General features: G+C 72.9%; 28 protein-coding genes. 15 read left to right on the top strand and 13 right to left on the bottom strand.

What is annotated here, in order from left to right; genetic code table 11:
* Positions 1-11 precede the first annotated feature (11 nt).
* The 3 genes from BJ993_RS05735 (at position 12) to BJ993_RS05725 (ending at position 1,521) form a co-directional block, all read left to right on the top strand.
* Positions 12-482 carry a helix-turn-helix domain-containing protein gene (locus BJ993_RS05735; protein ID WP_179648039.1) on the top strand — a complete coding sequence of 157 codons (471 nt, stop codon included), beginning with the start codon at positions 12-14 and terminating at the stop codon, positions 480-482.
* A 5-nt stretch (positions 483-487) separates the two neighbouring features.
* Complete coding sequence (locus BJ993_RS05730) at positions 488-1,084, top strand: hypothetical protein (RefSeq protein WP_179648038.1); 597 nt, start codon at positions 488-490, stop codon at positions 1,082-1,084.
* 116 nt (positions 1,085-1,200) lie between these two features.
* A complete protein-coding gene (locus BJ993_RS05725) occupies positions 1,201-1,521 on the top strand; it encodes a DUF2516 family protein (protein ID WP_179648037.1) in 321 nt (106 codons plus the stop codon).
* Between the two features lie 3 nt (positions 1,522-1,524).
* Here BJ993_RS05725 and manA read toward each other — a convergent pair whose 3' ends face one another.
* From manA to rfbB, 3 genes are read right to left on the bottom strand one after another with little or no spacing between them, the layout of a single operon-like run.
* On the bottom strand, positions 1,525-2,706 hold the full coding sequence (gene manA / locus BJ993_RS05720; protein WP_051932974.1) for a mannose-6-phosphate isomerase, class I: 1,182 nt from the start codon (positions 2,704-2,706) through the stop codon (positions 1,525-1,527).
* Positions 2,707-2,710: 4 nt separating this feature from the next.
* On the bottom strand, positions 2,711-4,099 hold the full coding sequence (locus BJ993_RS05715; protein WP_036550956.1) for a sugar nucleotide-binding protein: 1,389 nt from the start codon (positions 4,097-4,099) through the stop codon (positions 2,711-2,713).
* A 4-nt stretch (positions 4,100-4,103) separates the two neighbouring features.
* The gene (gene rfbB, locus BJ993_RS05710; RefSeq protein ID WP_179648036.1) at positions 4,104-5,102 is read right to left on the bottom strand and encodes a dTDP-glucose 4,6-dehydratase; all 999 of its coding nucleotides are present in this window, start codon (positions 5,100-5,102) and stop codon (positions 4,104-4,106) included.
* A 118-nt stretch (positions 5,103-5,220) separates the two neighbouring features.
* Between rfbB and rfbA the strand changes: the two genes are divergently transcribed.
* Genes rfbA through BJ993_RS05695 form a run of 3 tightly spaced genes read left to right on the top strand, consistent with a single transcriptional unit; the run spans position 5,221 to position 8,007 of the window.
* Complete coding sequence (rfbA, locus tag BJ993_RS05705; protein ID WP_179648035.1) at positions 5,221-6,096, top strand: glucose-1-phosphate thymidylyltransferase RfbA; 876 nt, start codon at positions 5,221-5,223, stop codon at positions 6,094-6,096.
* A gap of 58 nt (positions 6,097-6,154) precedes the next feature.
* Entirely contained in the window at positions 6,155-7,159 is a 1,005-nt protein-coding gene (gene galE / locus BJ993_RS05700; RefSeq protein ID WP_179648034.1) for a UDP-glucose 4-epimerase GalE, read from the top strand.
* Entirely contained in the window at positions 7,156-8,007 is an 852-nt protein-coding gene (locus BJ993_RS05695) for an N-acetylmuramoyl-L-alanine amidase family protein (protein WP_308645489.1), read from the top strand. Before galE ends, BJ993_RS05695 begins: the two co-directional genes overlap by 4 nt.
* 3 nt (positions 8,008-8,010) lie before the next feature.
* Here BJ993_RS05695 and BJ993_RS05690 read toward each other — a convergent pair whose 3' ends face one another.
* Positions 8,011-8,190 (bottom strand): hypothetical protein, encoded by a 180-nt coding sequence (locus BJ993_RS05690; RefSeq protein WP_179648033.1) that lies wholly within the window; start codon positions 8,188-8,190, stop codon positions 8,011-8,013.
* A gap of 127 nt (positions 8,191-8,317) precedes the next feature.
* Between BJ993_RS05690 and BJ993_RS05685 the strand changes: the two genes are divergently transcribed.
* The 5 genes from BJ993_RS05685 (at position 8,318) to BJ993_RS05665 (ending at position 12,105) form a co-directional block, all read left to right on the top strand.
* Positions 8,318-9,208: a glucosyl-3-phosphoglycerate synthase gene (locus tag BJ993_RS05685; protein ID WP_179648032.1), complete on the top strand. Its 891-nt coding sequence runs from the start codon at positions 8,318-8,320 to the stop codon at positions 9,206-9,208.
* Positions 9,205-10,062, top strand: coding sequence for a dihydropteroate synthase (folP, locus tag BJ993_RS05680; RefSeq protein ID WP_036550968.1), 858 nt, complete (start codon positions 9,205-9,207; stop codon positions 10,060-10,062). Before BJ993_RS05685 ends, folP begins: the two co-directional genes overlap by 4 nt.
* On the top strand, positions 10,059-10,532 hold the full coding sequence (locus tag BJ993_RS05675; RefSeq protein WP_179648031.1) for a class III extradiol ring-cleavage dioxygenase family protein: 474 nt from the start codon (positions 10,059-10,061) through the stop codon (positions 10,530-10,532). Before folP ends, BJ993_RS05675 begins: the two co-directional genes overlap by 4 nt.
* Positions 10,533-10,697: 165 nt before the next feature.
* Complete coding sequence (locus tag BJ993_RS05670) at positions 10,698-11,288, top strand: rhomboid family intramembrane serine protease (RefSeq protein WP_179648030.1); 591 nt, start codon at positions 10,698-10,700, stop codon at positions 11,286-11,288.
* 34 nt (positions 11,289-11,322) lie between these two features.
* On the top strand, positions 11,323-12,105 hold the full coding sequence (locus tag BJ993_RS05665; protein ID WP_036550974.1) for an enoyl-CoA hydratase-related protein: 783 nt from the start codon (positions 11,323-11,325) through the stop codon (positions 12,103-12,105).
* 9 nt (positions 12,106-12,114) lie between these two features.
* Here BJ993_RS05665 and BJ993_RS05660 read toward each other — a convergent pair whose 3' ends face one another.
* From BJ993_RS05660 to BJ993_RS05640, 5 genes are all read right to left on the bottom strand, one after another.
* A complete protein-coding gene (locus BJ993_RS05660) occupies positions 12,115-13,002 on the bottom strand; it encodes an endonuclease domain-containing protein (RefSeq protein WP_179648029.1) in 888 nt (295 codons plus the stop codon).
* A gap of 127 nt (positions 13,003-13,129) precedes the next feature.
* Entirely contained in the window at positions 13,130-14,149 is a 1,020-nt protein-coding gene (locus BJ993_RS05655) for a TIGR03617 family F420-dependent LLM class oxidoreductase (RefSeq protein WP_179648028.1), read from the bottom strand.
* 90 nt (positions 14,150-14,239) lie between these two features.
* Entirely contained in the window at positions 14,240-15,619 is a 1,380-nt protein-coding gene (locus BJ993_RS05650; protein ID WP_051932977.1) for an MFS transporter, read from the bottom strand.
* A 70-nt stretch (positions 15,620-15,689) separates the two neighbouring features.
* On the bottom strand, positions 15,690-17,594 hold the full coding sequence (gene typA / locus BJ993_RS05645; RefSeq protein WP_036550977.1) for a translational GTPase TypA: 1,905 nt from the start codon (positions 17,592-17,594) through the stop codon (positions 15,690-15,692).
* An 11-nt stretch (positions 17,595-17,605) separates the two neighbouring features.
* Positions 17,606-18,871: an MFS transporter gene (locus tag BJ993_RS05640; RefSeq protein WP_179648027.1), complete on the bottom strand. Its 1,266-nt coding sequence runs from the start codon at positions 18,869-18,871 to the stop codon at positions 17,606-17,608.
* A gap of 186 nt (positions 18,872-19,057) precedes the next feature.
* Here BJ993_RS05640 and BJ993_RS05635 point away from each other — a divergent pair, with 186 nt between their 5' ends.
* Positions 19,058-19,747, top strand: a complete 690-nt coding sequence (locus tag BJ993_RS05635; protein ID WP_036550979.1) for an aspartate/glutamate racemase family protein — start codon at positions 19,058-19,060, stop codon at positions 19,745-19,747.
* 120 nt (positions 19,748-19,867) lie between these two features.
* Here the strand turns inward: BJ993_RS05635 and BJ993_RS05630 are convergent, their stop codons facing one another.
* Genes BJ993_RS05630 through BJ993_RS25640 form a run of 3 tightly spaced genes read right to left on the bottom strand, consistent with a single transcriptional unit; the run spans position 19,868 to position 21,618 of the window.
* Positions 19,868-20,170, bottom strand: coding sequence for a PqqD family protein (locus tag BJ993_RS05630; protein WP_179648026.1), 303 nt, complete (start codon positions 20,168-20,170; stop codon positions 19,868-19,870).
* The gene (locus tag BJ993_RS05625; RefSeq protein ID WP_179648025.1) at positions 20,151-21,146 is read right to left on the bottom strand and encodes a phosphoenolpyruvate carboxykinase (ATP); all 996 of its coding nucleotides are present in this window, start codon (positions 21,144-21,146) and stop codon (positions 20,151-20,153) included. The genes BJ993_RS05630 and BJ993_RS05625 overlap by 20 nt, the downstream gene beginning before the upstream one ends.
* Before the next feature lie 40 nt (positions 21,147-21,186).
* Positions 21,187-21,618 carry a lasso peptide biosynthesis B2 protein gene (locus BJ993_RS25640; protein ID WP_257027209.1) on the bottom strand — a complete coding sequence of 144 codons (432 nt, stop codon included), beginning with the start codon at positions 21,616-21,618 and terminating at the stop codon, positions 21,187-21,189.
* A gap of 307 nt (positions 21,619-21,925) precedes the next feature.
* Here BJ993_RS25640 and BJ993_RS05615 point away from each other — a divergent pair, with 307 nt between their 5' ends.
* Positions 21,926-23,113, top strand: a complete 1,188-nt coding sequence (locus BJ993_RS05615; RefSeq protein WP_179648023.1) for a nucleotidyltransferase family protein — start codon at positions 21,926-21,928, stop codon at positions 23,111-23,113.
* Here the strand turns inward: BJ993_RS05615 and BJ993_RS05610 are convergent.
* Positions 23,067-23,807 carry an SDR family NAD(P)-dependent oxidoreductase gene (locus BJ993_RS05610; protein ID WP_179648022.1) on the bottom strand — a complete coding sequence of 247 codons (741 nt, stop codon included), beginning with the start codon at positions 23,805-23,807 and terminating at the stop codon, positions 23,067-23,069. The two genes, BJ993_RS05615 and BJ993_RS05610, sit on opposite strands and share 47 nt — an antisense overlap.
* A 247-nt stretch (positions 23,808-24,054) precedes the next feature.
* Between BJ993_RS05610 and mshA the strand changes: the two genes are divergently transcribed.
* Together mshA and BJ993_RS05600 are read left to right on the top strand one after the other, a co-directional pair.
* Positions 24,055-25,338, top strand: a complete 1,284-nt coding sequence (mshA, locus tag BJ993_RS05605) for a D-inositol-3-phosphate glycosyltransferase (protein ID WP_179648021.1) — start codon at positions 24,055-24,057, stop codon at positions 25,336-25,338.
* Positions 25,335-25,829, top strand: coding sequence for a type III secretion system chaperone family protein (locus BJ993_RS05600; protein WP_036550987.1), 495 nt, complete (start codon positions 25,335-25,337; stop codon positions 25,827-25,829). The genes mshA and BJ993_RS05600 overlap by 4 nt, the downstream gene beginning before the upstream one ends.
* Positions 25,830-25,862 lie beyond the last annotated feature (33 nt).

The following is a 25,862-nucleotide window of genomic DNA, read 5'->3' as shown; positions in this document are numbered from 1 at the left end:
ACCATGGGGACATGGCTAAGGGAAAGGTCGGGAAGACCGTCGGGTCGCTCGGTGACTACCTCAAGGAGCAGCGCGTCGGTGCGCGGCTCTCGCTGAGGCAGCTCGCCGACCAGGCGGGTGTTTCCAACCCCTATCTCAGCCAGATCGAGCGCGGGCTCCGCAAGCCGTCGGCCGAGGTCCTCCAGCAGATCGCCAAGGCGCTGCGGATCTCTGCGGAGCAGCTCTACATCCGGGCCGGGATCCTCAGTCCGGACGACGGCGTCGGGGGCTCGGTGGAGCTGGCCATCCTCAGCGACACCGGCCTCACCGAGCGGCAGAAGCAGTCGCTCCTCGACGTCTACGCATCGTTCCTGGCACTGAACGCGGCCGACGGGGCGGACGACGCCACGCCGGCAGGTGCGGAGACCGACGCCGAGGGCACCGCCCCGATCACGACCGAGATCGATCCCGACAGCGACAACCGCGTCACCAACGAAGGGTAAGAAGAATGCCGAAGCTCGACCTCCCCAAGCTTGACCTCCCCAAGCTCGAGATCCCGACCATCGACCTCAAGTCCATCGACCTGCCGGAGCTCCCCCCGGCCGCCGCCAAGCCGATCTACGCCGGTGTCGGCGCGACCGACCTGGCCGTCGAGAAGGTCATCGCCTACGTCGCCGACGTGCAGACCAAGGTGACCGCCCGCGTGAGCGAGGTCCGCAAGGACGTCACCACCCGCGTCGCCGACGTGCAGAGCACCGTCAAGGGCTTCGAGCTCCCCGAGCCGAAGTCGCTGCAGGGCAAGGCCGAGGCCAAGCTCGCCGAGCTGCAGGCCGACGCCAAGGCCCTCCCGGCCAAGGTCCAGAGCAGCGTCAAGGGCGCGTACGACGGCAACGTCGCCACCGCCACCGCGCTGTACGCCGACCTCGCCAAGCGCGGTGAGGGCGTCGTCGTGAAGCTCCGCTCCGGCGAGGCCCCGGCCGCCCCGGCCGCGAAGGCCCCGGCGAAGAAGGCTCCCGCCAAGAAGGCTCCGGCCAAGAAGGCTCCGGCCGCCAAGAAGGCCCCCGCGAAGAAGGCGCCGGCCAAGAAGGCTCCCGCCGCCAAGTGAGCCGACCCGCTCCCGCGCACCGCGACCCCGAGGCTCCGGCCCCGGGGTCGCGGTCGTTTTCGCGGGATCGCGCGGACGCCTGCCGATCGCGGGGGACCACGTAGGATCGGGGCACCATGCGCGACGTCTTCCTCCCCCAGCTGCCGGACTATCTCGAGCTCGGCTGGCGGATCGAGGCCTGGATCTTCATCGTGGTCGGGATCGTGCTCCTCGCCGTGAAGATGTTCGCGCTCGTCAGCGCGCTGCTCTACTCCAACGAGTCCTACGACGCGGCGGGCAAGCTCAACAAGACCACCTGGTGCGCGATCCTCGGGGTCGGCCTGCTGCTGCACCTGGTGCCGATCCCGCTGGCGTTCGTCAACCTCGCGATGCTGATCGCGGCACTCGTCTACCTCGCCGACGTCCGTCCGGCGCTGGCCGGACTGCGCCGCCGCTGACGGTCACAGCAGGTCGAACAGCTGCCCGCGGGCGTCGGCCGCGGGGACGAAGGCCTGGGCGATCTCGCCGGTGCCGGCGACCCGCAGCTCGCCATCGCTGTCGTCGGCGTACGCGACGTCGCCGCGAGCCAGCCGCAGCACCTCGTCGCGGCGGTTGGCCAGGGCCACCTCGCCGCCCGTGCACACCAACAGCCGGGCGCCCGAGGCGGGCAGCACGACGCCGGCGGGGTCGGCGGGCGAGCTCTGGGTGACCGAGAGCGCGAAGTCGCCGCACGGGCTGAACACGTCGGTCGAGTAGTTGAAGACCATCGGCTCGACGCGGGCCGCGCGGGAGGTGCCCTCCTCGAGGCAGCGGACCAGGCCGGGGGCGTCGATGTGCTTGGTGGTCAGGCCGGCGCGGAGCACGTTGTCCGACGAGACCATCACCTCGAGGCACAGGCCGCGCAGGTGGGCGTGGATGATGCCCGTCGCGAGGTACGCCGCCTCGCCGGCCTGCAGGGTGAGCCGGTTGAGCAGCAGGGAGATGATCACGCCGACGTCGCCGGGGCTGGACTCGGCGAGCTCGACGGCGGTCTCGTAGGCCCGCTTCACGTCGCGGCCCCCGTCGAGCGCCTTCTGGCAGGCGGCGGCGACCTCGGTGACCACCTCGGGCGCCGGGGGATCGGCGAGCAGGCCCTCGATCAGGCGCACGATGCCGGTGAAGCCGGTGTTGTCGAGCAGGTCGTCCTTGAGCCCGTCGGTCAGCGGGTGCTCGACGGTCTCGAGGATCCGCACGATCTCCGAGGTGCGGCGCAGGCCGACCAGGGTGTCGAAGGTGGAGAGGGCGTAGACCATCTCGGGCTTGGGGAACGGATCCTTGAACACCCGGTGGGGCGCGTCCAGCGGGACGCCGGCCTCCTCCTCGGCGGCGAAGCCGGCGGCCGCGCGGTCGGCGTCGGGGTGGACCTGGATCGAGAGCGGGCGGTCGGCGGCGAGGACCTTGAGCATGAAGCCCAGCTCGCCGGAGACCTCCGTCAGCGGGCGCTCCTGTCCGTCGCTGCCGCGCACCCGGGCGGTGCCGAGGGGGTGCGTGCCGACCCAGACCTCGGCGACGCGTCGGCCGTCGGCCTCCTGGCGCTGGAAGCCGGGGATGGCGTGGGTGGAGCCCCAGTCGTAGGACTGGGTCGGACAGGTGAGCGCGAGCACCCCGTCAGCCTAGATGGGCGACGTAGTCGGCGAGGGCGGAGTCGGCATCTGCGCTCTCGAACCCGGTCGCCGCGAGCTTGTCGAGCGCCAGCGTGCTGTGGAGCGGTCGCGGCGAGAGGTCCTTGCCGGCGGCGTACTCCTCGGTCGTCACGGTGCTGACCCGGGCCGGGTCGTGGCCGGTCAGCTCGAAGACGCGGCGGGCGTAGTCGGCCCACGAGCGCGGCCGGCCGCCGTTGGTCACGTTGTAGGTGCCGTACGCCGCCCCGCTGGTGACGAGGTGTTGCGTGGCACGGGCGAGCTCGGTGGCGAAGGTCAGCCGGCCGACCTGGTCGTCGACGACGGCCGGGTCGACGCCGTCGGCGGCGAGCTTCGCCATCGTGCGCACGAAGTTGTGGCCCTCGCCGATCACCCACGAGGTGCGCAGCACGTAGTGCTTGGGCGCGGTGCCGACGGCGAGGTCGCCGGCGGCCTTGGTCTGGCCGTACACGCCGAGCGGCGCGAACGGCTCGTCCTCGCGGTGGCCGCCCTCGACCTCGGCGCCGTCGAAGACGTAGTCGGTCGAGTAGTGGACCAGCGTGATGCCGCGGCGCGCGGCGATCCTCGCGAGTGCCGCGGGAGCGGCGGCGTTGGCAGCCCACGCGGCGGCGCGGCCCTCGGGCGTCTCGGCGCGGTCGACGGCGGTGTACGCGGCCGCGTTGAGGACCAGGCCGTACTCCTGCCACGGCCACGCCTCGAGCGCCTTGGGGTCGGTCAGGTCGAGCTCGTCGAGGTCGACGAGCGTCGCGTCGGGGAAGAGCGGGGCGAGCGCCCGGCCGAGCTGGCCGTTGCAGCCGGTGATGAGGGTGCGCTTCGGCTGCATCGGCGTGACCTCGGCCAGCCGCGGGTTGTGCCGGTCCTTCTCGGACAGCTCCGCCTCGGCGAGCGGGATCGGCCACGGGATGCCGGCCGTCTCGTCGGCCAGGTTGACCGCGGGGTAGGCGATCCCGGGCACGTAGTGGTCGTTGACCAAGTAGGAGTAGACCGTGTTGTCGGCGAGCGACTGGTAGGAGTTGCCGACGCCGCGGGGCACGAAGACCGCGACGTGCTCGTCGATCTCCGTCCAGTAGGTCGCCCCGAAGCTGTCACCCGCGCGCAGGTCTACCCACGCCGCGAAGACCTTGCCGTTGGCGACCGAGACCAGCTTGTCCCACGGCTCGGCGTGGACGCCGCGGGTGACGCCGACGGTGGCGTTGAAGCTCATGTTGTTCTGTACCGGCCCGAAGTCGGGCAGGCCCTGCGCGGTCATCCGCTCGCGCTGCCAGTTCTCCTTGAACCAGCCGCGGTCGTCGCCGTGCACGGCGAGCCGCAGGACGACCAGCCCCGGGATGGGGGTCGTCTCGATGGTCTCGGCCACCCGGTCACTGTCCCTTCGCGGCGTACGCCGCCTCGGTGGCCGCCTTCGCCGGGCGCCACCACTCGGCGTGGTCCTGGTACCAGCGGACCGTCTGCTCGAGGCCGGAGCCGAAGTCGGCGTACTGCGGGGTCCAGCCGAGCTCCGTGCGCAGCTTGCCCGAGTCGATGGCGTAGCGCAGGTCGTGGCCGGCGCGGTCGGTGACGTGCTCGAAGTCGTCGGCCTCGCGGCCCATCAGCTCGAGGATCATCCGGACGACCTCGAGGTTGGACTTCTCGCCGTCGGCGCCGATCAGGTAGGTCTCGCCGACCCGGCCGCGCTCGAGGATGGTGAGCACCGCCGACGAGTGGTCCTCGGTGTGGATCCAGTCGCGGACGTTCTCGCCGGAGCCGTAGAGCTTCGGGCGGCGGCCGTCGATCACCTCCGTGATCTGGCGCGGGATGAACTTCTCGACGTGCTGCCACGGGCCGTAGTTGTTGGAGCAGTTCGAGATCGTCGCCTGCACGCCGAAGCTGCGCACCCATGCGCGGACCAGGTGGTCGGAGCCCGCCTTGGAGGCGGAGTACGGCGACGACGGCTGGTACGGCGTGTCCTCGGTGAACCTCTTGGGGTCGTCCAGCTCCAGGTCGCCGTACACCTCGTCGGTGGAGACGTGGTGGAAGCGCACGCCGGCCTTGCGGACCGCCTCGAGCAGGGTGAACGTGCCGATCAGGTTGGTGCGGATGAATGGCGAGGGGTCGTCGAGGGAGTTGTCGTTGTGCGACTCCGCGGCGTAGTGGACGACCGCGTCGTGCTCGCCGACCAGCGGTTCGACGACGGCGGCGTCGGCGATGTCGCCGACGACGAGGCGCACCCGGTCCTCCGGCAGGCCCGCGAGCGACTCGCGGGAGGCCGCGTAGGTCAGCTTGTCGAGGACCGTGACGGTCGCGTCGGTGTTGCGGACGACGTGGTGGACGAAGTTGGAGCCGATGAAGCCGGCACCACCCGTGACGAGGATGCGCTGCACGCGGAGCAGTGTAGGGACCGGCGCCGGATCCCGCTGGGCGATCGGCCACCTGCGGACGCTTCCTCAAGTACCTTGGGCGCCGCAGTCCCCGACGTCGACAGGAACGGGAACCCCCACCATGCGCGGGATCATCCTCGCCGGAGGCACCGGAAGCCGGTTGCACCCGATCACCCACGCCATCAGCAAGCAGCTGATGCCGATCTACGACAAGCCGATGATCTACTACCCGCTCTCGACGTTGATGCTCTCCGGCATCCGCGAGGTGCTGGTGATCACGACGCCCCACGAGGCGGACCAGTTCCGCCGGCTGCTGGGCGACGGGTCGCAGTTCGGGATCGAGATCACCTATGCGGTGCAGCCCTCGCCCGACGGGCTGGCGCAGGCCTTCCTGATCGGCGAGGAGCACCTCGCCGGCGAGGGCGCGGGCCTGGTGCTCGGCGACAACATCTTCTACGGCGCCCGGCTGGGCATCGCGCTCAACCGGTTCGCCGAGCTCGACGGGGCCGCGGTCTTCGGGTACCGCGTGGCCGACCCGACGGCGTACGGCGTCGTGGAGTTCGACGACGACGGCCGGGCGCTGTCGCTGGAGGAGAAGCCGGAGAAGCCGCGCAGCCCGTTCGCGGTCCCGGGCCTCTACTTCTACGGCGCCGACGTCGTCGAGAAGGCGAAGTCGCTCAAGCCGTCGGCGCGCGGCGAGCTGGAGATCACCGACCTCAACCGGATGTACCTCGAGGAGGAGCGGCTCCAGGTCGAGGTGCTCCCGCGCGGCACCGCGTGGCTCGACACCGGGACCTTCGACGACCTCAACGACGCGAGCAATTTCGTCCGCGCGCTCGAGGCGCGACAGGGCACGAAGGTCGGCGCGCCCGAGGAGGTGGCGTGGCGGCTGGGGTTCATCGACGACGCCCAGCTGACCGATCTGGCGCAGGGCCTGCTGAAGAGCGGCTACGGCCGCTACCTGCTGGGGCTGCTGGACGAGAAGCACGACTGGTAGGTCGGCGGGTGGCTCGGCGAGGACGGTCCGGCAGACGTCGGTCGGTATCGTCGCGGGCATGAAGGTCCTCGTCACCGGCGGTGCCGGCTACATCGGTTCGATCACCGCCAAGGCGCTCGAGGAGTCCGGGCACGTCCCGGTCGTCCTCGACTCCCTGCTCACCGGTCCCCGTCAGTACGTCGGCGACCGGATCTTCTACGAGGGCGACGTCGCCGACCGCGCGCTGCTGCGCCGGATCGTCGCGGAGCACCCCGACATCGAGGCGACGATCCACATGGCCGCCCGGATCGTCGTACCGGAGTCGGTGGAGAAGCCCTACGAGTACTACCGCGACAACGTCGCGAAGTCGCTGGAGATGTTCGACGAGCTGACCGCCCTCGGGAAGCCGCGGATCATCTTCTCCTCGACGGCGTCGCTCTACGCGATGACGCCGCAGTTCGAGGTGACCGAGCAGGACCCGGTCGAGCCGACGTCGCCGTACGCACGGACCAAGCGGATGATGGAGCAGGTCCTCGAGGACCTCTCCCGGGCGAGCGAGCTGCGCGCGATCATCCTGCGCTACTTCAACCCGATCGGCGCCGACCCCGACCTCGAGACCGGCTACCACGTGCGCGACGCGACGCACGTCGTCCCGCTCATGGCGCAGACCGCCCTCGGCTTCCGCGACACCTTCACGATCACGGGCACCGACCACCCGACGCGCGACGGCACGGGCATCCGCGACTACATCCACGTCTGGGACCTGGCGCGGGCGCACGTGCGCGCGGTGGAGGAGTTCGACGCGGTGCTGTCGAAGGTCGACGACACCTACACCTACATCAACCTCGGCGCGGGTGACGGCGTCACCGTGCGCGAGCTGCTCGCCGCCGTCGAGCGCGTGGTCGGCAAGCCGGTGCCGGTGACCGAGGCGCCCCCGCGGCCCGGGGACGCCCCGGGCGCCTTCGCCAACGCCGACAGGGCGCGCGAGCTGCTCGGGTGGCAGACCGAGCTCTCGCTCGACGAGGCGATCGCCTCGGCGCTCGCCTGGGGCGAGAAGCGCAAGGACGTGCTGGGCTACGCGTGATCCGCACGCGGGGCTCGGGTCGCGCGGCGGCGCTGCTGCTGGTCGCCGCGCTCGCCGCCGGGTGCGCGACGGAGGCACCTCCCGCCGACCCCGGTACGACGCCGTCCGCCTCCCCGGGCGCCGGCTCCACGGCACCCTCGCCCTCGGGGTCCGGCGAGGGTAGTGACCGGAGGCTGGCCGGCAAGGTCGTCGTCCTCGACCCCGGCCACCAGCTCGGCAACCGCCACCACGCCGCGGAGATCGCGGAGCCGGTCGACGCGGGCGGGTTCGAGAAGGAGTGCAACACGACGGGGACCGCGACCGACGACGGCTACCCCGAGGCGACCTTCACCTGGCAGGTCGCCGTCGTGGCGCGGCACCTGCTCGAGCAGCGGGGCGCGCGCGTGGTGCTCACCCGGGACGCCGACTCCGACGACGAGTGGGGTCCGTGCGTCGACGAGCGGGGGCGGATCGGCAACCCCGGCGAGCCCGGTCCGACCGCCGACGTGCGGGTCAGCATCCACGCCGACGGCGTCCTCGACGAGTCGGCGACCGGCTTCCACGTCATCCGGCCGGCGCTGCGCGCGGGGTGGACCGACGACATCGAGCGCCCCTCGCGCCGCTTGGCGCGGGCCCTGCGCGACGCGCTCGTCGCGGAGGGGATCGGTGTGTCGTCGTACCGGGGGGAGCGGGGGATCGACGTGCGCGACGACCTCGGGACGCTCAACCTCTCGGACGTGCCGGCGGTGATGGCGGAGCTCGGCAACATGCGGGCCGCCGGTGACGCGGAGCTGATGGAGAGCGACGCCGGCCGGCGACGCTACGGGCGCGCCATCGCGGACGCGGTCACGGCCTACCTGGGCCGGTAGGGCTCAGCGGACGAGGTCGGCGGGGCTGATGATCTCGACCGGCGGGCGGTGCCGGCCGCCGGGCGCCTCGGCCTGCCGCCTCCGGCGGCGTGGTCGCCGCGAGTGCCGCTCGATGTGCGGACAGCCGCGCGGGCCGTGCTTCACCAGGCAACGCACCTTGCGTCGCCAACGTCCAAGGCTCATAGGAATCTCCTGGGGGGAGGGAGCGCCCGCCGAATTCCCGAGAGCCCTCACCGTAACCCCGGGTCGTCGGTTCTGACAACGAACCTGCGAAGAAGGTCCGCGCCGGGGCCCCGGTAGGTTGACGGGCATGGGGATCCGCGCCGCCCACTGGGACGACTGGAGCCTCGAGGGCCTGCTGGGGGCCAAGGGGACGCTGGGGCAGCGGGTCAGCCTGGTCGTCCCCGCGCGCAACGAGGCGGCCACCGTCGGGGCGGTCGTGAGCCGGGTCCGTGAGGCGCTGATGGAGACCGTCGACCTCGTCGACGAGATCGTCGTCATCGACAGCGACTCGGTCGACGACACCTATGCCGTGGCCGAGTCGGCAGGCGCGCGCGTCCACCGGGCCGCCGAGATCCGGCCGGACCTCGGCAGCCACCCCGGCAAGGGCGAGGCGATGTGGAAGTCGCTCTTCGTGACGACCGGCGACCTCGTGGTCTTCATGGACGCCGACCTCCACGACTGGGACACCCACTTCGTGCCCGGCCTGCTCGGCCCGCTGCTGTCGGACCCGGCGGTCCAGCTGGTCAAGGGCTTCTACGACCGGCCCGGCGCCGACGGGCCGCTCGAGGGCGGCCGCGTCACCGAGCTCGTCGCGCGCCCGCTCATCGCCCTGCTGTTCCCCGAGCTCGGCACCCTGGTGCAGCCGCTGGCGGGCGAGTGGGCCGTGCGCCGGTCGTGGTTCGCGGGGCTGTCGGTCCCGACCGGGTACGCCGTCGAGCTGGCCGCGCTGGTCGACACCGCCCGCGCCGCCGGGTCGTCCGCGATCGCCCAGGTCGACCTCGGGGTCCGCGCCCACCGGCACCAGGCGCTGCGCGACCTCGGCGGCATGGCCACCCAGATCATCGCGGCCGCCCTGGGCCGCTCCGGCGTGGACGGGCTCGACCAGGAGGCGGTGCTGCGGCAGTACCTGCGCGGCCTGGAGCCGGTCGAGCACGTCGTACCCACCCTCGAACGACCGCCCGCGGAGGCCTACCTGTGAGACTCGGACGCCAGCGCTTCGGTGACGACGAGGCGTTGATGATGGCGATCGTCAACCGCACGCCCGACTCCTTCTTCGACAAGGGCGCGACCTGGGCCGAGGACGCCGCCTTCGCGCGCGTGGCCGAGGTGGTCGCGCAGGGCGCGGAGATCGTCGACATCGGCGGCATCAAGGCCGCGCCCGGCGTCGAGATCTCGCCCGCCGAGGAGAAGGCGCGGGTGGTCGACTTCGTCGCGCGGGTGCGGTCGTCGTACCCGGAGCTGGTGATCTCCGTCGACACCTGGCGCGCCGAGGTCGGCGCCGCCGTCTGTGCCGCCGGGGCCGACGTCCTCAACGACGCGTGGGGCGGCGCGGACCCCGAGCTCGTCGACGTCGCCGCGGAGTACGACGCCGCCATCATCTGCACCCACACCGGCGGGGTGACGCCGCGGACCCGGCCCTACCGCATCGACTACGACGACGTCGTCGCCTCCGCCATCACCGACACGGTGGCCTACGCGGAGCGGGCGCTGGCGGCCGGCGTCGCGCGGGAGTCGATCGTCATCGACCCGGCCCACGACTTCGGCAAGAACACCTTCCACTCGCTCGAGGTGACCCGCCGGATCGGGGAGATGGTCGCCACCGGCTGGCCGGTGCTCGTGTCGCTGTCCAACAAGGACTTCGTCGGCGAGACGCTCGGCCTGGAGGTCGGCGAGCGCCTGCTCGGGACCCTCGCCGCGACGTCGGTCTGCGCCCTCGCCGGCGCCCGGATCTACCGCGTCCACCAGGTCGTGGAGACCCGCCAGACCGTCGACATGGTGTGGTCGATCGCCGGCCGCCGCCCGCCACTGCGCGCGATCCGGGGGCTGCAGTGAGCCCCCCCACCGCGCTCGTCCCCGGCGTGCTGGCCCTGCTGCCGTCGTACACGTCGATCGAGGACCCCGTCGCCGACCTCCGCGCCGCCTGCCTCGACGCCGTCGGCCGGCTGGGGCCGCGGGTCCGGGTCGTCGCGTCGGAGGCCACGGGCGGCTCCGGCGCGCGCGTCGCCGCCGCACTGGTGGCCGCAGCGGGTGGGTCGGTGGTCGACGAGGGCGAGACCGGCGTCCTCGTCGTCGGCAACGGCTCGGCTCGACGTACCGAGAAGGCGCCCGGCCACCTCGACGAGCGCGCGGCCGCCTTCGACGACGCGCTGCGGGCCTCGTTCGCCGACATCGACCCGGTCCTCGCCGAGGAGCTGTGGGCCGACACCGCCTGCCTCCCGGGTCTGCCCCCGCTCGCCGACGCCGAGGTCCTGTACGACGACGCCCCCTTCGGCGTCCAGTACTGGGTCGCCCTCTGGTCCTGACCCCCCCTCGCCGACTTGCCGCTCTGCCGGGTCGAGTTGCCGGTTTGTCGGGTCGAGTTGCCGGTTCCGTACCTTGAAGTGGCAACTCGACGCGCCAGAGTGGCAAGTCGACCCAGCAAAGTGGCAAGTCGGCGGTGGGTGGGGCGGATCGGCCACACTGGCGGCATGGACCTCAGGACGGCCGACAAGCCGGCATGGCAGGTCGCCGGGGTGGCGACGGTGGCGTTCGTCGTACTCCTCTGGGCGATCGAGGCGATCGACGTCGCGGCGTCGCACCGGCTCGACGGGTGGGGGATCCAGCCGCGCGAGGCGGAGGGGTTGCCGGGCATCCTGGCCGCGCCGCTGCTGCACGGGGGCTGGGGGCACCTGGTCGCCAACACCGTGCCGGCGCTGGTGCTGGGTTTCCTGACCCTCGCCACCGGGATCGGCCGCGGGCTGGCGGCGACGGCGGTGATCTGGCTGCTCGGTGGCCTGGCCGTGTGGCTGGTCGCGGGCGACCACTCCGTGCACATCGGCGCCTCCGGCCTGATCTTCGGCTGGATCACCTACCTGGCGGTGCAGGGATTCGTGGACCGCAAGCCGTCGGAGATCGTGATCGGGCTGGTGGTGCTGGTCGTCTACGGCAGCGTGCTGTGGGGCGTCCTCCCGGGTACGCCGGGCGTCTCGTGGCAGGGCCACCTGTTCGGCGCGGTGGCCGGCGTGGTGGCGGCGTTCGCGGTCAGCGAGCGGGGCTTCTCGCGTTCCAGCCGGCGGTGATCGACGGGAACCGCCCGCCGGTACCCTCGCCGTCGTGACCGCTGACGACCTGCTCATCGACCGCGACCGCCTCGGCCCCGGCGTGCTCGAGGTGACCTTCAACCGCCCCGAGCGCCGCAACGCGTTCACCAAGGCGATGTACGGCGAGCTGCGCCAGCTCTGGGAGCAGACCGCCGAGGACCGCTCCGTCGGCGTCGTCGTGCTGCGCGGCGCGGGCGGGAAGGCGTTCGCCGCCGGCAACGAGATCAGCGACTTCCTCGAGGCCGACGCCGTCGACTACGAGAACTGGATCCGCGAGATGTTCGACCGCCTGTGGGCCCTGCCCCAGGTCACCATCGCGGCCGTCGACGGGGTCTGCGTCGGCGGCGGCCTCGCCGTCGCCACGCACTGCGACCTCCGCGTCGCCACCGCGGCCTCGCGGTTCGGCTACCCGATCGCCCGCACCCTCGGCAACGCCCTCTCCGGCACCGTCCTCTACCGCTGCCAGGCGATCTTCGGGGAGTCGTTGACCCGCGAGATGCTGCTGGCCTCCCGGCTCGTCTCCGCCGACCGTGCGTACGCCGCCGGCGCGATCACGGCTTCGGTCGCCGACGCCGCCGCCCTGGACGCCGAGGTCGCCGACCTCGCCGCCGGCATCGCGCAGGCGTCGCGGGTGACGATCGAGACCACCAAGCACCAGCTGCTCGCCCGCTCCCGCCCGGCCGAGGCGTCGATCGAGGGCGAGGAGGCGCTGCTGCGGGAGGTCTACACCGGACCGGACTTCAACGAGGGCGTGCGGGCGTTCCTCGCCAAGGAGAAGCCGGCCTTCCGCCGCTGAGCGGGTGCCTCAGGCGGCTCGTCGACCCGCCGCGGCCATCGCCACGACGTCACGGAGCACCGCGGCGACGTACCCCGGTTCGTCCATGACGTCGCTGTAGCTGAACCGGACGACCACCCAGCCCTGGCGCACGAGCGTGGTGTAGCGGCGGATGTCTGCGTCGTGCTCGTCGGGACCGGCATGCCAGGTGCGCGAGTCGGCCTCGACCACGATGCGCAGGCCGACGTCGGCGAGGTCGACGCGGTAGGGCCCGATCTGCACCTGCGGGCGCACGGTCAGCCCGCGGACGTCGAGGCAGACCGCACGAAGGCAGGACTCGAACGGGTTCGCAGCACGGCGGTCCGCCAACCCGGCGACGCGGAGCGCGGCGGTGCGCCCGGTCCGCGGCCCACGCTCCAGCGCGGCCACCACGTCGGCGCGACGCATGCCTCCACGGAGGGCGGAGTCCGCGACGCAGAGCGCTTCGTCGAAGGGCAGCGTGCGCAGGCATGTCGTCACCGTCGAGAGGCGACCGGTGACCTGGACCCCCCGGGCGTCGGTGACCACGTCGTCGGGGCGGCGGTCCCACCAGTGGAGCGTTGCCCGGCGGCGCTGCTCCGCGGTGACCTTCCGGCCGCGCAGCAGGGTGAGGTCCGGCAGGGCGGGGGGCCGCTTCACCTCCCACCCCCACGCGAGCGCCGCGCTCAGCCCGGTGACCGTGGCGGTCAGCTCGACGGAGAGGCGATCGGCGTCGGTGATGCCCTTGACGCCGTACCTCCCGCGGCGCAGGGAGACGATCTCGCCGGCGTCGAGCGCCCTCCGGATGCCGCGCGCCGAGCAGGCGGCCCGCAATGTCGCGGCGTCGCAGATCCCGCCCGCGGCCAGGACCACGCGAGTCGGGTCGGCGTTGCGGGACATGGGTCGATCATCGCCGTCCGGCCGGCGCCGTGCCGGTCCTCTCCACAGGCACGACGGATCCACCGTTCGAGGCTCGAGGGCACCGATGCCGCTCGAGAGGACGCGAACCGTGGATCGCTCGTGACCGTCAGGCGTCCGCGAGCGCGGCCACCAGCTCGGCGACCTGGTCCGCCGACGGGTCGTGGCCCGGGAAGTAGCAGCAGACCCGCCCCGCGACCCCCGGTACGCCGCCGAAGCGCCGGCTGATCTCGGCCGCGCACTCCTCGGGGGTGCCGGTGACGGCGATCGTGGCCAGCAGGGTGTCGTCGACCAGGCGCACCATCGAGGCGACGTCGCCGGTCTTCGAGAGGCGATTCAGCTCCGGCTGGAGCTCGCCCCACCCTTCGACGTCGAGCACGGGGCGGTAGGCGGGCGTGGATCCGTAGAACGCCAGCAGGGCCCGGACGCCGGCGCGGGCGGTGGCGAGCTCCTCGTCGGTGCGGCCCATCGCGAGGATCGCCTGGGGGAACACGGCGAAGGCATCGGCCGTGCGGCCCGTCAGCGCGAGGCCCTCGGCGACGGCGGGCAGCGTCCGCTCGTGGAAGTGGCGGTGGGAGTGGAAGGGCATCACCAGCAGGCCGTCGGCGGCCTCGGCCGCGGTCCGGGTCATCAGCGGGCCCAGGGCGCCGAGCAGGATCGGCGGCGGGCCGAAGGGGTTGGGGCCGGGGACGAAGGTCGGCGGCATCAGCGTGTGCGTCGTGTGCTCGCCGCGGAAGTCGAGGCGGGTGCCGTCCTGCCACGCGGTCAGGATCGCCCGCACGGCACCGACGATCTCGCGCATCCGCGCGGCCGGCGGGGACCAGCGGGCGCCGTACCTCTTCTCGATGTGGGGCTGGACCTGCGAGCCCAGGCCGAGGCGGAACCGTCCACCGCTCATGAGCTGCAGGTCCCACGCGGTGTGGGCCAGGTGCATCGGCGAGCGGGGCATCGCGATCGCGACATTGGTCATCAGGTCCGCGTCGACCTGGCCGGCGATCGCGGCGAGCGGCAGGAAGACGTCGTGCGGACCCTCGAAGGTGAACAGCCCGGCCGCGCCGGCGGCGGTCAGCTCCCGGGCCCGGGCCAGGGCACGGTCGGGGCGGGCATCGAGCTGGAGATCGACGAGCACGGCCCCATCCAAGCGGATGGGGCCGTGCCGTGCCGCCCTCTCGTCAGAGCCGTGGGGACTAGCGAGGCCAACGGATCCGCTGGTCGTGGCTCAGGCGCGCGCCGGAGTCCGTCGCCCGCCGAGGGCGACGCCCGCACCGGCGAGGAAGCAGATCCCGGCCATGGTCAGGACCGTGGCGCGGAACGCGGCCTCGTGGCCGCCGTACACCTCGAGCAGGGCGACGGTGACGGCGGAGCCGACCGAGAAGCCGAGATAGCGCAGCAGCTGGTTGAAGGCCATCGCGCTGCCGGTCTCCTCACGCGGCACGTGGGGCACGATCAGCATCGGCAGCGAGGAGAAGGTGAAGCCGCTGCCGAGCCCGCCGACCGCCATCGCGACGAGCGCCTGCGGCAGCGTGTCGTGGCGCAACGCCACCAGCACCATCGAGGACGCGAACACCGTCGCGCCGATCGGGAGCAGCAGGTGGGCGCCGAACCTCCTGGCCACGCGCAGCGCGATGCGGCTGCCGGTGACGCTGAGGACGGCGTACGGGACGAGGACGAGACCTGCGGCGGCGGCACCCCGGTCGAGTCCCCAGCCGGCGCTGCCGTCGGCCCGCACGAGGAGTACGACGACCGTCAGCAACCCGTACATGCCGACCGCGAGCGCGAACGCGACGGCATTGGGCCCGAGCACGCCCGGCCGGCCGGCGAGCCGGAGGTCCACCAGCGGCTGGCCGCCGTGGGTGGCGAGGTGGCGGGTCCGCAGGACCCAGCCGGCGAGGAGGACGACGCCGCCGGCGGCGAGCAGGACCACCGGCGCGGACAGCCAGCCCCACGCCTCGCCCTGGCTGACGGCGAGCAGGACGGCGACCATCCCGACCGCCACGAGCACCACGCTGGCGAGGTCGACCTGCTGCGGCTCACCGTCCGCCTGACGGGGCAGGAAGCGGATCGCGAGGCCGAGCGTGACGGCGACCAGCGCCGCCCCCATGCCGTAGGCGCCGGCGATGCCGGCGTGCTCGGCGACCAGGCCGGTGAACGGGTAGCCGAGGCCGGCCCCCGCGACGGTCGCGATCGAGAGGAGCGAGAGCCGCGAGACCAGCCGGTCGCCGGTCCACACGTCGCGCGCGACGGCGAGGGTCAGCGGTGCGACGGCCAGGCCCATGCCCTGTCCGGCCCGGCCGGCGATGAGCGCGCCCATGCCGAGCGGCAGCGCCGCCAGCACCGCGCCCGCGAGCACGACGCCGAGCGCACCGAGGACGACCGGGCGACGGAGCCGGCCGCTGCCCCAGCGGCCGATCGCCGGCGTGGCCGCCGCGGCTGCGATGAGGGTGGAGGTGAGCACCCACTGGGCGGTGGCCAGCGGGACGTCGTACCGGGTGGCGATGCTGGGGACGAGCGGTGCGCCGAGGCTGCTGACCACCGCCGTGACGACGCTGATCGCCGCGAGGGTCGCGAACAGCCAGCGGTCCTCGGTCTCCGGTCTCACCCCGACACTGTGCCGGGTCGCCCGGCCGCGGACGACGGGAGTCCTGCTGGCCGGGCCGCCGACGCGAGGGTCAGCGGGTGCCCTTGCGGGCCCGGCTCGCCATCTTGGCGCGCTCGTTCTGGTCGAGGACGACCTTGCGGATGCGCACCGTCTCCGGGGTGATCTCGACGCACTCGTCCTCGCGGCAGAACTCCAGGCACTGCTCGAGCGAGAGCTTGCGCGGCGGGATGAGCTTCTCGAAGTTGTCGGAGGTGGCGGACCGGATGTTGGTCTGCTGCTTCTCCTTGGTGATGTTGACGTCCATGTCGTCGGCGCGGGAGTTCTCGCCGACGATCATGCCCTCGTAGACCTCGGTCGACGGCTCGACGAACATCACGCCGCGCTCCTGCAGCGAGGTCATGGCGTACGCCGTCGCCGCGCCCGCACGGTCGGCGACGAGCGAGCCCGACTGGCGCGAGCGGATCTCGCCGGCGAAGGGGAAGTAGCCCTCGGAGATCGAGTGCGCGATGCCCGTGCCGCGGGTCTCGGTGAGGAAGTCGGTGCGGAAGCCGATGAGGCCGCGGGCCGGGACGACGAACTCCATGCGCACCCAGCCGGTGCCGTGGTTGGTCATGCCCTCCATGCGGCCCTTGCGGTTGGCGAGCAGCTCGGTGATCGTGCCGAGGAACTCCTCCGGCGCGTCGATCGTGAGGCGCTCGAAGGGCTCGTGCAGCTTGCCGTCGATCTCGCGGGTGACCACCTGCGGCTTGCCGACGGTGAGCTCGTAGCCCTCGCGGCGCATCTGCTCGACGAGGATCGCCAGCGCGAGCTCGCCGCGGCCCTGGACCTCCCACGCGTCCGGGCGCTCGGTCGGCAGGACGCGGAGCGACACGTTGCCGATCAGCTCCGAGTCGAGGCGGTCCTTCACCAGGCGCGCAGTGACCTTGTGGCCCTTGCCGCCCTTGCCGACGAGCGGGGAGGTGTTGGTGCCGATGGTCATCGAGATGGCCGGCTCGTCGACGTGGATGAGCGGCAGCGCGACCGGGTTCTCCGGGTCGGCGAGGGTCTCGCCGATGGTGATGTCGGGGATGCCGGCGACGGCGACGATGTCACCGGGGCCGGCGGACTCGCCTGGCTTGCGCTCGAGGCCCTCGGTCACGAGGAGCTCGGTGATCTTGACGTTCTTCGCCACGCCCTCGCGGTTGATCCACGCGACGTTCTGGCCCTTCTTGAGCGTGCCCTGCTTGATGCGCAGCAGCGCGAGGCGACCCAGGAAGGGGGAGGCGTCGAGGTTGGTGACGTGGGCCTGGAGCGGGGCCTCGTCGTCGTACTCCGGCGCCGGGATGGTCTCCAGGATGGTGCGGAACAGCGGCTCCAGGTCGGTGCCCTCGGGCAGGGTGCCGTTGTCCGGCTTGGTGAGCGAGGCGATGCCGGCCTTGCCCGACGCGAAGACGACCGGGAAGTCGAGCGCGTCCTGGCTGTGCGAGTCGTCGAGCAGGTCCATGAACAGCTCGTAGGTCTCGTCGACGACCTCGTCGATCCGGGCGTCGCCCCGGTCGGTCTTGTTGACCACGAGGATCACCGGCATGTCGGCGTTGAGCGCCTTGCGCAGCACGAAGCGGGTCTGGGGGAGCGGCCCCTCGGACGCGTCGACCAGGAGCACGATGCCGTCGACCATCGACAGGCCGCGCTCGACCTCGCCACCGAAGTCGGCGTGGCCGGGGGTGTCGATGATGTTGATGACCATGTCGCCGTCGGCCAGCTCCTGCGCCGAAGGACCGCGGTAGTGGACCGCGGTGTTCTTCGCGAGGATGGTGATGCCCTTCTCGCGCTCGAGGTCACCGGAGTCCATCACGCGCTCGGCGACGCCCTCGGCCTCATGGGCGCTGAACGCGCCTGCCTGGTGCAGCATCGCGTCGACGAGGGTGGTCTTGCCGTGGTCGACGTGGGCCACGATGGCGACGTTGCGGAGATCGGTGCGACGAGTCTGGGACACGAGGGGTCAGCCTATCCGCGCGAGGCGCTACTCCCAGCATCCGCGGGAGCGTGCGCGGGGACCGTCAGCAGGGCCAGGAACGCGAGCGCGGCCGCCACCGTGAAGGCGTAGAAGCCCCACGGGTACGCGATGCCGGCCGTCACCAGCGCGCCGCCGAGCGACGGGCCGACGATCGCGCCGACCCGGCCGACCCCCGCGGCCATGCCGAGCGCGGTCCCTCGGACGCGGGCGGGGTAGAGGTGGCCGACGAAGGCGTAGACGAGCACCTGCGCGCTGAACACGAAGACGCCGGTGAGCAGGACGGCGGCGTACACGACGACGGTGCTGTCGATCCGGATGGACAGCAGGGCGAGCATCACGCCGGCGACGGCGAACCACAGCAGCACCGTCGACTTGTTGCCGCGGGCGTCGGCGATCCGGCCGGCGGCGTACAGGCCGATCACGGCACCCACGTTGAGGGTGAGGAGCAGACCGATGCCGCCCTCGAGGGAGTAGCCGGCCTCCGACATGATCTTCGGCAGCCAGGTGTTGAGGCCGTAGACGAGCAGCAGGCCCATGAACGAGGCGACCCAGAGGCCGAGGCTGATCAGCAGGAAGCGGCCGCGGACGACCTCGACGGGACGGGCCCTTTCGACCTTGCTGGCGGCCACGAAGGCGTGCGACTCGGGCAGCTTCGCCCACATGAGGGGTACGACGGCGAGGCCGGCCAGGCCGCCGACGACGAACATCGCCTCCCAGCCCAGCCGCGGGATCGCCCACAGCGCGAGGAGCGCCGTCAGCACGGCGCCGACGTGGTAGCCGGTCATCATCCGGGTCATCGCGGAGCCGGAGCGACGGTCGCCCGCGTGCTCGCTCATGAAGGCCAGCGCCGTGGGAAGGCACGCGCCGAGCCCGAGGCCGGCGAGGAAGCGCAGCGCGATGAAGACCTCCATCGACGGCGCGGCGGCGATGGCGAGGGTCAGCAGCGAGAACAGCAGGATGCTGGAGATCAGCGTGATCCGACGGCCGAAGCGGTCGGCGAGCGGGCCGATGGCCACGGCGCCGATGCCGACCCCCACGAGGCCGATCGTGGCGGCCGTCGTCAGCGACGCGGCGGTGAAGCCGAGGGCGCCGGTCTTGTCGAGCGTCGGGATGACCGCGCCGAGGACGACCAGGTCGTAGCCGTCGAGGGCGACGGCGAGCCAGCACAGCAGGACGGGCCACCGGTTGGCGCTGCTGCCGGCGGCGCCGGTCGCGGTGTCGGTGCGTGGGGTCCCGGTGGGGGCGGGTGCGGACAAGGGGCTCTCCTCCTCGACTCGGCCGGCTCGGCCTCGTTCGACCGTTGTGGTCGCCGTCACAAGGTAGGAACCGGTCCGGGTGAAGTCGATGACACGCTTCCGCCCAGCGGAAGTCGCGGCTTTTCGCCGTCCCACCCCGCGGTGGGTCCTGTTGGATGTGGTCGGCCGGTGCGGGAGACTGCACCAATGCAGACCATCGGCCTCGTCGGCGGAATGTCCTGGGAGAGCAGTGCGGCCTACTACGAGGCGCTGAACCGCGGCGTCGAGGAACGGCTGGGCGGCTTCCACTCCGCGAAGACCGTGATGGCGTCGGTCGACTTCGCCGAGGTCACCGCGCTGCAGGAGGCAGAGGACTGGGACGGCGTCGCCGCGATCCTCCGCGACGCGGCGGTGTCCGTCGAGCGTGCCGGCGCCGACTTCCTGATGCTCTGCACCACCACCTTCCACCGCGTCGCCGAGCAGGTGCAGGACGCCGTCTCCATCCCGCTGCTGCACCTGGGCGACGTCGTCGCCGAGGCGTGCAAGGAGCAGGGCGTCGAGACGGTCGCGCTGCTCGGCACCAAGTTCGCGATGTCGCGGACCTTCTTCACCGACCGGATCGCCAGCCACGGCCTCGGCGTCCTCGTGCCGGACGCCGGCCACCACGACGAGCTCAACCGGATCATCTACGACGAGCTGGTCCACGGGAAGGTCATCGACGACTCGCGCCGCTCGGTCGTCGGCATGATCAGCGAGCTGTGGGACGCCGGTGCCGGTGGCGTGATCCTGGGCTGCTCCGAGCTCGAGCTGCTCATCCGGCAGGCCGACTCCGAGATCCCGGTTTTCCCTTGTACGACGCTGCACGTGGCGGCGGCGTTGGATCGTGCGTTGGCGTGAGGGCTGCGGGTCTGCATGAATCCCCGGTCGACCGGGGATTCATGCGCTTGTCGGGTGTTGCAACCCCCGACAAGCGCATGAACTGCCCGACCGCTGTGGCCTGTGGGGCGCGTGTGACGCCTACGCCGCCGCGACGACCATGCCCTTGTCGCTGAGCCGCTCCACGAACGCGGCCACGTCGGCGCGGCAGGCGTCGGGCGTGACGTCGTACTCCTCGGCGACCAGGGCGCACAGCGTGTCGAGGTCGCGGGGCTCGGCGAGGTGGCGCCACAGTGTCGCGGCCACACCCTTCACGGCGTAGTACTCGCCCTGGTCCACGCCCATCATCACGAACTCGCCGTTCATCTCGACGGCCTGCAGGCTCGCGTCGCGGACCCACCGCTGGGCGCGGTCGGGGGTGGTCTCAGCTGCTCGTCGCCACATGGCGTTCCTCTCGTGCTGCGGTCGGCCCGAGACGGCTGTCGTGGTGGATGTCGTGGTGGATGTCGTGGTGGATGTCGTGGTGGATGTCGGCGAGGATCGCGTCGGCCGACGCCGCCACGGAGTCGACGCCGCGGGGCCGGTCGACGCGGGCCAGGCGTGCGGTCGCGGCGAGCGCGGCGCTGCGCGCCAGGTGGGTACGACGGTGCGCGCCGACGAGCAGCTCGTTGCGGTAGGCGTGCTCGTGGAGCGTCGTGAAGACCGCGGCGCCGGTCACGGGCGTGATGCGGAGCGGGCCGTCGTACCGGTCGAGGGCGTAGAGCCAGCGGACCGGCAGCGGACCGAGCTCCGCGCGGTCGAGGGGGACGTGGAACTTCGCGTGCTCGGCGCGGATCCGCCGCAGGTCGCCGCTGTCGCGGCCGAGCCGGTCCAGGGCGTCCTGCCAGAGCTTGATCCGCGGCCAGCCGGGGAGCGCGCGCCCCGCGGCGTCGATCGGTACGACGTCGTCGCTGAGCACGTCGTGGCCGCGGCGGTGCATCTCCGCGGCGAGGGTCGACTTGCCGGCTCCGGAGTGGCCGAGCACCACCGCGCAGGCGTCGCCGACGCGGAAGGCGTTGCCGTGGAGCACGAGGTGGCCGCGCTGCAGCAGGAGGGCACCGAAGGCAGTGCCGAGCAGGAACAGGCGCACCACGTCGGGCGGCGTACCGGGGAGGGCGTCGACGGTGATCCGCTCGCCCGCGTCCGCGGCGAAGCGCCCGACGTCGGGGACGTCGACGCCGATCCGGTCGCCGTCGAGCCAGAGCCCGAGGGGGAGGAGGGTGGCGCTCGGACCGGGAGCGGGCACGGTGCCGCCCCGGACGACGACGTCCGCGGGCGCCCCGGCGGAGCCGGCCGTGCCGAGCTCGGGCAGCGGCAGCTCGCTGTCGACGAGGAGTCCGTATCCGGAGTACATGGCGGAGCGCGCGGCGGCGGGGGTCACGAGGCAGTCACGAGGCAGTCAGGACGCGGTCAGGAGGCAGTCAGGGGCGGCGCGGGGCCCAGGCGTGGCTGCCGACGCCGGTCCAGCTGGAGCCGGAGCCGCCGGTCACGGCGACCTCGCCGGCGGCCACCCACACGTGCGCCTTCAGCGCACCGGCGTCGTCGCGGCGTACGCCGAAGGTGACCACGTGCGGCACGCGGGCGGCGCGCAGCAGGACGCGCGCCGTCAGCGCCTGCGGGAAGCAGTCCGACGTCCACGGTGTCCGGGCGGCGGCGGCGCGCACGACCCAGCCGATCTGCCGCGCGCGCCCGGTCCCACGCGGCCCGGGAGGCGACGGGACCCGTCCCGGGTCAGGTCCCGTCGCACTCGGCGATCGTCGCTCGCCCAGCAGGTGGCGCACCACCGTCGAGGGCAGGGCGAGCGTCAGCAGCCGGGCGGTCCCCAGCAGTACCCAGGCCGCAGCGACGGCCAGTCGGGTGGCTGCGCTCAGCTGCCGATGCCGATGATGATGTCGAGGTCGAGCTCGATGTCCTGGGTGGCCCGGAGGCTGAGGGACTCGAGCACGGGCGGGGTGTAGGTCTGCTTCATGAGCGGCTCCTCGGGATGGGAAACGGAGGGAGGGAGAGTCTCCGTTGACCTCTGAAACGGAACTGTGAGCCCCGAGGGCACGGCCCGGGCCTCGATTTGGTGAAGTTTTACCTTTCCCCTCGGCCTCCTCGCCGGCTCCGATTCGGCCGTTCCGTCCCCGGCCCGGCGGGACGGGTGCCACCCTCGACCCCGTGACAGCTCCCGGCGACGCCGCCCTCGCGGTCGTGACGGCGCTGTGCCGCGCCGCGCTGGCTGCCGAGGAGGGCCTGCCGGTCGAGCCCGTGGCGCTCGACGGGACCGACCCGCGGGAGCTGTTCGCGACGGTCCAGCGGCACCGCGTCGAGGAGCTGCTGGCGTCGTACGCCGGGGTGTTGGGGCTGCCCGACGGGCTGGTCCGGCACCTCGACGCGTGGCGAGCAGCAGCGCGCCAGCGCACGCTGCTGCAGGCCCTGGAGACGGTTCGGGCGTGGCAGCTGCTGGACCGGGCCGGTGTCGGGGTGCTGGCGTTCAAGGGTCAGCCGCTCGCCGTCCAGACGACCGGCCGCGCCGATGCCCGCGGACCCGGCGACGTCGACCTCCTCGTCGCGCCGGACCGGCTGGACGTCGCGCACCGGGTGCTGACGGACGCGGGGTGGCGGTTGCGCGAGGGCGCCCGGGTCGAGCCGGGCAGCTGGGCCTGGCGCCATGTCGGCCGGTGGGGCAATGCGCTGACGTACGCCGGTCAGGGCGCCGACGTCGACCTGCACTGGCGCCTCGAGATCACCCCGGACGCGCACCCTCCGTTCGAGGTGCTCCTCGGGCGCGCGGAGCAGGTCGCCCTCGGTGGGTCGAGCGTCGCCACCCTGAGCAGGTACGACGCCCTGCGCCACCTCGCCGCGCACCGGGAGGGGTGGGTCTGGCTGCGGACGCTGGCCGACCTGCGCCGGCTCTGCCGCGACGAGCGGATCCTGGAGCGGCCCTTGCGACCGGCCGCCGTGCGCTCCCTCGCGGTGGCCCGGGCGACGGTCGGGCTGCCCGCGGGCGTCCCCGCGGCGGTGCACGCCCAGCTGGACCGGACGCCGCCGCGCTTCCTCGAGCGGGTCGCGCGGCAGCACGCGGTCGCGGTCCCGGCAACCTTCGCGGGAGGTGCCGGCGGGCTGATCGGCCTGCGCCACCGGCTGGCCTCCAGCAGCTCGGTGACCGACCTGCAGCACACGGCCGTGGCGCTGGTGCTGCCGGCGCACGCGGCGTACCCGATCGACGCGCGGACGGCCTGGACCGGCGTCCCCCGGGCGCTGGCGCGCCGCGCGATGACGGCGCTGCGCTCGCTGCGCCGCGTCGTGGGGCGGACGATCAGGCGCGGTGGACCTTGTGCGGGGCCGCCTGGGCGCGCGGCTTGATCACCAGCTCGTCGATGTTGACGTGCGGCGGCCGCGTGGCCACCCAGGTGATCGCGTCGGCGACGTCGTCGGCCACCAGCGGCTCGGCGACGCCGGCGTAGACCGCGTCGGCCCGCTCCTGGTCGCCCCCGAAGCGCACCAGCGCGAACTCCTCGGTCTGCACCATCCCGGGCGCCACCTCGCAGATCCGGACCGGCTGGTCGACCAGCTCGAGGCGCAGCGTCTCGGTGACCACCTTCGTGCCGTGCTTGGCGGCGGTGTAGCCCCCACCGCCCTCGTAGGCCCGGCGGCCGGCGAGGGAGCCGACGTTGACGATGACGCCGGCCCCGCTGGCGACCAGGGCGGGGAGCAGGGCCTTGGTGACCTGCATGAGGCCGAGCACGTTGACGTCGTACATCCGGCGCCACTCCTCGACGTCGGCCTCGGCGACGGGGGAGAGCCCGAAGGCGCCGCCGGCGTTGTTGACCAGCACCTCGAGGCGCGGGCCGACGGCCTCGGCGAGGGCGGCGACCTGGCCGGCGTCGGTGACGTCGCAGACGACCGCGCGTCCGCCGATCTCCGCCGCCAGCGCCTCGATCCGGTCGGCGCGGCGCGCCGCGCAGACCACCTCGAAGCCATCGCGCGCGAGGTGGCGGGCGGTGGCGGCCCCGATCCCGCTGGAGGCTCCGGTGACGACGGCGATGCGGCTGCTCATGACCCCCATCCAACCGGACCGCTGGATCCGGGGCCGGACTGGCTACCGAGCACCGTCATTCGGGCGCGCTGGCGGCGTTGCGGACGCTCGACGGTCGGCCGGACCGCAGTCGCGCCCGCGCCTTGCCATCGCACCCGCCTGACGTCGCTCGCCACGCCATCCGACCCCGGATCCAGCGGACCGGGAATGCCGGGCACACTGGGAGGGTTGGCCTATCGGCGGAATCCGGACTCAAGCAGGAGGTGGCATGGCGGACTCGACGATCGAGCGCGTGGCCATGGTCAGCCTGCACACCTCCCCGCTCGACCAGCCGGGCACGGGCGACGCCGGCGGCATGAACGTCTACGTCGTCGAGGTGGCCCGCCGGCTGGCCGCCTCCGGCATCGCGGTCGACATCTTCACCCGCGCCACCAGCTCCGCCCTCGATCCCGTCGTGGCGATGACCGACGGCGTGACGGTGCACCACGTGCACGCCGGTCCGTTCGAGGGGCTCAGCAAGGAGCAGCTCCCCGGCCAGCTCTGCGTCTTCGCCCGCGAGGTGCTGCGCGCCGAGGCCGCCCACCCCGCCGGGCACTTCGACGTCGTCCACTCCCACTACTGGCTCTCCGGCCAGGTCGGGGCCCTCGCCCGCGACCGCTGGGGCGTGCCGCTCGTGCACTCGATGCACACCATGGCCAAGGTCAAGAACGAGGCGCTCGCCGAGGGCGACACGCCCGAGCCCGAGGCCCGCGTGATCGGCGAGGAGCAGGTGGTCGAGGCCGCCGACGTGCTCATCGCCAACACCGACCTCGAGGCCAAGCAGCTGATCAACCTGTACGACGCCGAGCCGGCCCGCGTCGAGGTCGTGCACCCCGGCGTCGACACCGGCGTGTTCCGGCCGCTGTCGCCGGCCGACCGGCTGCGGGCGCGACGCGAGCGCGACCTGGCCGACGACGCGCTCGTGCTGCTGTTCGCCGGCCGGATCCAGCCGCTCAAGGCACCCGACGTGCTGCTGCGGGCGGTCGCGGAGCTCCTCGTGCGCCGCCCGGAGCTGCGCCCGCGGCTGGTCGTGCCGGTGGTCGGAGGGCCGTCCGGTTCCGGGCTCGAGCGCCCGACGGCCCTCGCCAACCTGGCCGCCGAGCTGCGCATCGACGACGTGGTCCGCTTCGTGCCGCCGGTGCCCCAGCCCGAGCTGGCCGGGTGGTACTCCGCCGCGTCGCTGGTCGCGGTGCCGTCGTACAACGAGTCGTTCGGGCTGGTCGCCGCCGAGGCCCAGGCCAGCGGCGCCCCCGTGATCGCGGCCGCCGTCGGCGGCCTGACGACCGTCGTCCGCGACGGGCACAGCGGCCTGCTGGTCGACAGCCACGAGGCGCACGACTGGGCGGTCGCGCTGGAGCGCGTGGTCGCCGACCCGGCCTACCGCGACCGTCTGGCGGCCGGCGCGCTCGTGCAGGCGGAGCAGTTCTCGTGGGAGGCCACCGCCGCCCAGACCCTGGCCGTCTACCAGCGCGCGCACTCCCTGATGCGCGAGGAAGCGGGAGCCCTGCGATGAGCCAACCGATCGACGTCGTGCGCGACTGGCTCGCCACCAACGAGATCGAGTTCGAGGAGACCGCGGAGGGCACCTTCAGCTTCGCGCTGCCCGGCGAGAAGAAGCTGCAGACCCCGGTCCGCCTCGACCTGGGCCCGCACGCACTCGGCGTGCACGCCTTCGTCTGCCGGCGCCCCGACGAGCAGTTCGAGCGGGTCTACCGCTGGCTGCTCGAGCGCAACATGCGGATGTACGCCGTCGCGTTCGGCATCGACCACCACGGCGACATCTACCTCGACGCCCGGCTGCCGCTGTCGTCGGTCACGACCGACGACCTCGACCGGCTGCTCGGCTCGGTGCTGACCTATGCCGACGAGTCGTTCAACACGATCCTCGAGCTCGGCTTCGAGTCCTCCATCCGCAAGGAGTGGGAGTGGCGGATCGAGCGGGGCGAGTCGACCGCCAACCTGGAGGCCTTCCGGGGCTGGCTGGAGGCCGGCGTCAGCGAGTGACGCCGGCTGTCGGCGAAGGGCCTAGTGTCGCCC

The organism is Nocardioides aromaticivorans (genome assembly GCF_013408525.1).
Lineage (GTDB): Bacteria > Actinomycetota > Actinomycetes > Propionibacteriales > Nocardioidaceae > Nocardioides > Nocardioides aromaticivorans.
Note: the sequence above shows the minus strand (reverse complement) of the source record. Positions and strands in the feature narration are given on the sequence as shown.